This is a genomic window from Mycobacterium sp. (genome assembly GCF_019243155.1).
In the GTDB taxonomy this organism is placed as follows: Bacteria; Actinomycetota; Actinomycetes; order Mycobacteriales; family Mycobacteriaceae; genus Mycobacterium.
Genome location: NZ_JAFAUS010000122.1, coordinates 1 through 6762, shown reverse-complemented (window position 1 = coordinate 6762; position 6762 = coordinate 1). Strand labels below are relative to the sequence as shown.

The 6762-nt window shown below is 68.3% G+C and carries 8 protein-coding genes and 1 pseudogene; 8 read left to right on the top strand and 1 reads right to left on the bottom strand.

Translation table 11 applies throughout. From position 1 onward, the window contains the following. From JOZ00_RS06040 to JOZ00_RS06020, 5 genes are all read left to right on the top strand, one after another. A partial coding sequence (locus JOZ00_RS06040) for a ribosome recycling factor (protein WP_293341151.1) occupies positions 1-185 on the top strand: 185 nt, incomplete at its 5' end. Between the two features lie 17 nt (positions 186-202). Beyond that, the gene (locus tag JOZ00_RS06035; RefSeq protein ID WP_293341148.1) at positions 203-1147 is read left to right on the top strand and encodes a phosphatidate cytidylyltransferase; all 945 of its coding nucleotides are present in this window, start codon (positions 203-205) and stop codon (positions 1145-1147) included. A gap of 22 nt (positions 1148-1169) precedes the next feature. After that, complete coding sequence (gene rlmN / locus JOZ00_RS06030) at positions 1170-2264, top strand: 23S rRNA (adenine(2503)-C(2))-methyltransferase RlmN (protein WP_293341145.1); 1095 nt, start codon at positions 1170-1172, stop codon at positions 2262-2264. Between the two features lie 81 nt (positions 2265-2345). Continuing rightward, a complete protein-coding gene (locus tag JOZ00_RS06025) occupies positions 2346-2852 on the top strand; it encodes a protein disulfide oxidoreductase (RefSeq protein WP_293341142.1) in 507 nt (168 codons plus the stop codon). A 4-nt stretch (positions 2853-2856) separates the two neighbouring features. Beyond that, complete coding sequence (locus tag JOZ00_RS06020) at positions 2857-3726, top strand: cytochrome c biogenesis CcdA family protein (protein ID WP_293341140.1); 870 nt, start codon at positions 2857-2859, stop codon at positions 3724-3726. A 4-nt stretch (positions 3727-3730) separates the two neighbouring features. Here the strand turns inward: JOZ00_RS06020 and JOZ00_RS06015 are convergent, their stop codons facing one another. Then, the gene (locus JOZ00_RS06015; RefSeq protein WP_293341137.1) at positions 3731-3988 is read right to left on the bottom strand and encodes a DUF2631 domain-containing protein; all 258 of its coding nucleotides are present in this window, start codon (positions 3986-3988) and stop codon (positions 3731-3733) included. Positions 3989-4075: 87 nt separating this feature from the next. Here JOZ00_RS06015 and dxr point away from each other — a divergent pair, with 87 nt between their 5' ends. The 3 genes and pseudogenes from dxr to JOZ00_RS06000 all read left to right on the top strand — a co-directional run. After that, positions 4076-5308 carry a 1-deoxy-D-xylulose-5-phosphate reductoisomerase gene (gene dxr / locus JOZ00_RS06010; protein WP_293341135.1) on the top strand — a complete coding sequence of 411 codons (1233 nt, stop codon included), beginning with the start codon at positions 4076-4078 and terminating at the stop codon, positions 5306-5308. 45 nt (positions 5309-5353) lie between these two features. After that, positions 5354-6574, top strand: coding sequence for a M50 family metallopeptidase (locus tag JOZ00_RS06005; RefSeq protein ID WP_293341132.1), 1221 nt, complete (start codon positions 5354-5356; stop codon positions 6572-6574). 18 nt (positions 6575-6592) lie between these two features. Further along, positions 6593-6762, top strand: a pseudogene (locus JOZ00_RS06000) (4-hydroxy-3-methylbut-2-en-1-yl diphosphate synthase); the annotation flags it as partial.

Here is a 6762-nt window from a genome sequence, read left to right as displayed (position 1 = left end):
AGGTGTCGGTGCGCAACATCCGCCGCAAGTCGATGGAAGAGCTGCACAGGATCCGCAAGGACGGCGAGGCCGGCGAGGACGAGGTCGGTCGCGCGGAGAAGGATCTGGACAAGACCACGCACCAGTACATCAACCAGATCGACGAGCTGGTCAAGCACAAAGAAGGCGAGCTGCTGGAGGTCTAACGGCCTTCGCAGCAAACATGTCCGTGGCAACTACCGGCGCAGGCACCCCGCCCGGCGAGCCCGCGCGTGAGGCCAACACGCGTGAAGCTAAAAAAAGTACGGAGCAGCGGGCGAGGAAGACGTCCCGGGCGGGACGCGACCTGCGCGCCGCGATTGCCGTAGGCCTGGCGATCGGCAGCGTTCTCGTCGTCACGCTCGTTTTCGCGCCACGCTTCTGGGTTCCCATCGTCGCGCTCGCCATCTTCGTGGCCACCCACGAGGTGGTGCGACGGTTGCGGGAGGCCGGGCACGTCATTGCGGTCATCCCGCTGCTGATCGGCGGGCAGGTCACCATCTGGTTGACGTGGCCGTTCCATGCCGCCGGCGCGCTGGCAGGCTTCGGCGCCACCGTCGTGGTCTGCAACATCTGGCGGCTGTTCATGCAGGACAACAGCAAGACGCCCGAGCCGTTCGCTGGTTCGCCGTCGGCGAACTACCTGCGGGACGCGTCGGCCACCGTGTTTCTGGCCGCGTGGGTACCGCTGTTCGCGTCCTTTGGCGCCCTGCTGGTGTACCCGCACGACGGCGCCGGGCGGGTCTTCTGCCTGATGATCACCGTCGTCGCCTCCGACACCGGTGGATATGCCGTGGGGGCGCTCATCGGCAAGCACCCGATGGTTCCGGCGATCAGCCCCAAGAAGTCCTGGGAGGGATTCGCCGGTTCCCTGGTGTTCGGAATCACAGCTGCGACGCTGACGGCGACCTTCCTGGCCGGTAAACCGTGGTGGATCGGCGCGTTGCTGGGTGTCGTCCTCGTGCTAACCAGCACGCTCGGCGATCTGGTGGAGTCGCAGGTCAAGCGCGACCTCGGCATCAAGGACATGGGCCGCCTGCTGCCCGGGCACGGCGGTCTGATGGACCGGCTCGACGGCGTGCTGCCGTCGGCGGTCGCGGCCTGGATCGTGCTCACACTTGTGCCCTGACAGGGCCGATACTGGACGGGTCATGGTCCAACAGTTGGTTTTCTCCGAACCCCGCCCTGGCAGGCCGCCGCAGCACCTCGCCGATCTCGACGAGGACGGCCGCGCGTCCGCCGTCACGGCGCTGGGCCTGCCGGCGTTTCGCGCCAAACAGCTGGCACATCAGTACTACGGCCGGCTCATCGCCGATCCGCGACAGATGACCGACCTGCCGGCGGGCGTGCGCGACGTGATCGCGGAGACCATGTTCCCGAAACTGCTCACCCCGGTCTCCGAGGTCACCTGCGACGCCGGCCAGACCCGAAAGATCCTGTGGCGGGCCCTCGATGGCATCACCGTCGAGTCCGTGCTGATGCGCTACCCGCAGCGCAACACGGTGTGCATCTCGTCGCAGGCCGGCTGCGGCATGGCGTGTCCGTTCTGCGCGACGGGCCAGGGCGGGCTGAGCCGCAACCTGTCGACCGCCGAGATCCTGGAACAGGTGCGCGCCGGCGCCGCCGAACTGCGCGACGACTTCGGCGATCGGCTGTCCAACGTGGTCTTCATGGGCATGGGGGAGCCGCTGGCGAACTACGCCAGGGTGGTGGCCGCCGTGCGGCGCATCATCGCCCCGCCGCCGCAGGGCTTCGGCATCTCGGCCCGCTCGGTGACGGTGTCGACGGTCGGCCTTGCACCGGCGATCCGCAAACTCGCCGACGAGCGGCTCGGGGTCACCCTGGCGCTGTCGTTGCACGCGCCCGACGACGAATTGCGCGACACGCTGGTGCCGGTGAACGGCCGGTGGAAGATCGACGAGGCGCTCGAGGCGGCGCGGTACTACGCCGATGTGACCGGTCGTCGGGTATCGGTGGAGTACGCCTTGATCCGCGACGTCAACGACCAGCCGTGGCGGGCGGATCTGCTGGGGCAGCGGCTGCACAAAGCGCTCGGCCAGTTGGTGCACGTGAACCTGATACCGCTCAACCCGACCCCGGGCAGCGAATGGGATGCCAGTCCCAAGGCGGTCGAGCGGGAGTTCGTTCGCCGGGTCCGGTCGAAGGGGGTGTCCTGCACGGTGCGAGACACTCGTGGGCGCGAGATCAGCGCCGCGTGCGGACAGCTCGCCTTTGAGAAGAGCTAGCGGTCCGCTAAACCCTGCCCGGTGAACCGCGGCGGCGGCTGGCGCGTCTCTTGCTGTAGGACCAGCAAACGAGGGGTGTTCATGATCCGACTGTTTTCGCCACTCAGATTCTTCGTCGCGGCCGTGTTCGCGGCCGCCCTGGTGTTCGGGTTGGCCCAGCCGCCGGGCGCCGAAGCGGCCGACGATCGTCTGCAGTTCAGCGGGACGACTTTGAGCGGCGCGCCGTTCAACGGCGCCAGCCTGCAGGGCAAGCCCGCGGTGCTGTGGTTCTGGACCCCGTGGTGCCCGTTCTGCAACGCCGAGGCCCCAGGCGTCAGCCGGGTGGCGGCCGCCAACCCGGGGGTCACTTTCGTCGGCGTCGCGGCCCACTCGGACGTCGCCGCGCTGCAGAGCTTCGTGTCCAAGTACAACCTGAACTTCATCAACCTCAACGACACCGACGGCTCGATCTGGGCGCGCTACAACGTGCCGTGGCAACCGGCGTACGTCTTCTACCGAGCGGACGGCAGCTCGACGTTCGTCAACAACCCCACCGCGGCGATGGCGCAGCAGGAGTTGTCCGACCGGGTCGCCGCGCTGCGGTCCTGACGCCGTGAACCAGGGTCTGGTCGGATTGGCTTTCGCCGCCGGCTTGGTGGCGGCCCTGAATCCGTGCGGCTTCGCCATGCTGCCCGCCTACCTGCTGCTGGTGGTGCGCGGCGAGGCACCCGGGGAACGTCGAGGCGTGGCATCCGTCGGCAGGGCGCTGGTGGCCACCTTCGGGATGGCGCTCGGCTTCCTGACGGTGTTCGGGCTGTTCGGCGCGCTGACGGTATCGGCGGCCGCGACCGTGCAGCGGTACCTGCCGTACGCCACGCTGGTGATCGGCCTGGTGCTCATGGCGCTGGGCGGCTGGCTGCTGTCGGGTCGCGAGCTGTCGGCCCTGACGCCTCGCCCGCTGAACCTGCGGTGGGCGCCCACCGTGCGCCTGGGCTCCATGTACGGCTACGGCATCAGCTACGCGATCGCGTCGCTGTCGTGCACCATCGGGCCGTTTCTGGCGGTTACCGGGGCCGCACTGCGGGCCGGTTCGGTCGTCACGGGAGTGTCGGTCTACCTCGCCTACATCGCGGGCCTGACCCTGGTCGTCGGGGTTCTTGCCATCGCCGCGGCGATGGCGAGTTCGGCCCTTGTTTCCGGGTGCGCCGACCGGCTGCGGCGGATCCTGCCGTTCGTGAACCGGATCAGCGGCGCGCTGTTACTGCTGGTCGGCGTGTACGTCGCCTATTACGCGGGCTACGAGCTGCGTTTGTTCACCATGAACGCCAGCCCGCAGGATGCGGTGATCGCGGCGGCCGGTCGCCTGCAGGGCGCGCTGGCCGGGTGGGTGCACCAGCACGGGATATGGCCGTGGGTGGCGGCGCTGCTGGTGTTGGTGGCAGTGGCGGGCGCCGGTGCCTGGCGCCGGCGCGCGCGACGCTAGGTGACTACCTGATCCAGCCGCGCCTGCGGCCCCACAGGTCGCGGACCAGGAAGAACAGCACCACCGCCGCGAAGCCGATCAAGAACAGGTCCTCGATATGGCCGACGTGGTTACCGCGCAGCATCGCCAGCAGGAAGATGAAGCCGAACACGCCGACGCCGTGCCAGGTGCGGTGATTGATCCTGCTCCAACCCCACGCTGCCGACGGCACCTCGACGGTGTCGACGTCGCCGGTGAAGCGTTCCACCTCGGTACTGGCCACAGCGAATCCCTTTCGGAACGGAACATGACGGCTACTGCCCAAGATTCTGGCACACGCCGTCCGGGGCGCGCGGGCCGCGGCGAGTAGATGGCCCGCGTCGTCGGCGGGCGGCACAATGAACGGGTGACCGATCCAACGACCGACGGGCAAACTGCGGGCCGCCTGCGCGTCCTGGTGCTGGGCAGCACCGGCTCGATCGGCACCCAGGCGCTGGACGTCATCGCGGCCAATCCGGACCGTTTCGAGGTGGTCGGCCTGGCCGCCGGCGGCGCGAACCTGGACACCTTGCTGCGCCAGCGCGCCGAAACCGGGGTCACCAACATCGCCATCGCCGACGAGCGCGCGGCCGCGCAGGCCGGGGACGTCCCCTTCAGCGGGCCCGAGGCAGTGACCCGCCTGGTCGAGGAGACCGAAGCCGACGTCGTCCTCAACGCCCTGGTCGGAGCGTTGGGCCTGCGGCCCACGTTGGCCGCGCTGCAATCGGGGGCCCGGCTGGCGCTGGCCAACAAGGAGTCGCTGATCGCCGGCGGACCGCTGGTGCTGCGCGCGGCCCGCCCCGGCCAGATCGTGCCGGTCGACTCCGAACACTCCGCACTCGCGCAATGCCTGCGCGGCGGCACGCCCGACGAGGTCGCCAAGCTGGTGTTGACCGCGTCCGGTGGGCCGTTCCGCGGCTGGTCCGCCGACGAGCTTCGCAGCGTCACCCCCGAACAGGCGGGCGCGCACCCCACTTGGTCCATGGGCCCGATGAACACCCTGAACTCGGCGTCGTTGGTCAACAAGGGCCTCGAACTCATCGAAACCCACCTGCTGTTCGGCATCCCGTACGACCGAATCGACGTCGTGGTGCACCCCCAGTCGATTGTTCATTCGATGGTCACCTTCGTCGACGGTTCGACCATCGCCCAGGCCAGCCCGCCGGACATGAAGCTGCCCATCTCGCTGGCGCTGGGGTGGCCGCGCCGGGTGCCCGGCGCCGCGGCGGCATGCGCCTTCGACACCGCGTCTAGCTGGGAATTCGAGCCGCTGGACAGCGCCGTTTTCCCGGCGGTCGACCTGGCCCGGCACGCCGGCGAGACCGGCGGCTGCATGACCGCCGTCTACAACGCGGCCAACGAAGAGGCGGCCGAAGCGTTCCTGCGCGGCCGGATCGGCTTCCCCGCGATCGTCAAAACCATCGCCGACGTGCTGGACGCCGCCGACCAATGGGCGCCCAATTTGGGCCAAGTACCCAGTAACGTGGAAGAAGTACTAGAAGCGCAGAGGTGGGCGCGTGAGCGCGCGCAGCGCGCGGTCGCAAATAGCCCTGCCAAGGTCTGAAGTGAAAGCCTCCGGAATGGTTCCAAGAAAGGTCTTGCAGCGGAGATGATGTTCTTTATCGGCATTGTGCTGTTCGCCCTTGCCATCCTGATCTCGGTCGCTTTGCACGAGTGCGGGCACATGTGGATCGCGCGCGTGACCGGCATGAAGGTTCGCCGCTACTTCGTCGGCTTCGGGCCCACGCTGTGGTCGACGCGGCGCGGCGAAACGGAGTACGGAGTCAAGGCCATTCCGTTGGGCGGCTTCTGCGACGTCGCGGGCATGACCTCGGTCGAGGAGCTGGCGCCCGACGAGACCGACCGCGCGATGTTCAAGCAGAAGACCTGGAAGCGGGTCGCGGTGCTGTTCGCAGGCCCCGCCATGAACTTCATCATCTGCATGGTGTTGATCTACGGCATCGCGTTGGTTTGGGGCCTGCCCAACCTGCACCCGTCGACCAAGGCCGTGATCGGCGAAACCGCTTGCGTCGCACCGGAAACCGCACCCGGCAAGATACAGACCTGCACCGGGCCCGGCCCGGCCGCGCTGGCCGGAATCCGTCCCGGCGACGTGGTGGTCAAGGTCGGCGACACGTCGGTGTCCACCTTCGAGGACATGGCCGCCGCGGTGCGCAAGCTGCACGGCACCGTCCCGGTCGTCGTCGAGCGCGACGGCAAACCGATCACCACCTACGTCGACGTCACGCCCACCCAGCGCTACCTGCCCGGAGCCAACGGGCAGGCCGCTCAAGCGCAACCCACGACCGTCGGCGCCATCGGCGTCGGCGCCGTCCGGCTCACGCCCACGCACTACGGCGTGTTCACCGCGGTGCCCGCAACCGTGGCCTTCACCGGCGACCTGACCGTGGAGGTGGGCAAGGCGCTTGTCGCGATCCCGACGAAGGTCGGTGCGCTGGTGCACGCGATCGGCGGCGGCCAGCGCGACCCGCAGACGCCGATGAGCGTCGTCGGCGCCAGCATCATCGGCGGCGACACCGTCGACCACGGCCTGTGGGTGGCCTTCTGGTTCTTCCTGGCCCAGCTGAACCTCATCCTGGGCGCGATCAACCTGGTACCGCTGCTGCCGTTCGACGGCGGCCACATCGCCATCGCGGTGTTCGAGAAGATCCGCAACATCATCCGCTCCACGCGCGGACTGGTCGCGGCGGCGCCGGTGAACTACCTCAAGTTGATGCCGGCGACCTACGTGGTCCTGGTGTTCGTGGTCGGCTACATGCTGCTGACCGTGACAGCCGACCTGGTCAACCCGATCAGGCTTTTCCAGTAGAACGAAAAGGATTTCATTGTGTCCGTAGGCCTGGGCATGCCGGCACCTCCGGTGCCCACGCTCGCCGCCCGCCGCAAGACGCGTCAACTGATGGTCCGCGACGTCGGCGTCGGCAGCGACTATCCGATCTCGGTGCAGTCGATGTGCACCACCAAAACCCATGACGTCAACTCGACGCTGCAACAGAT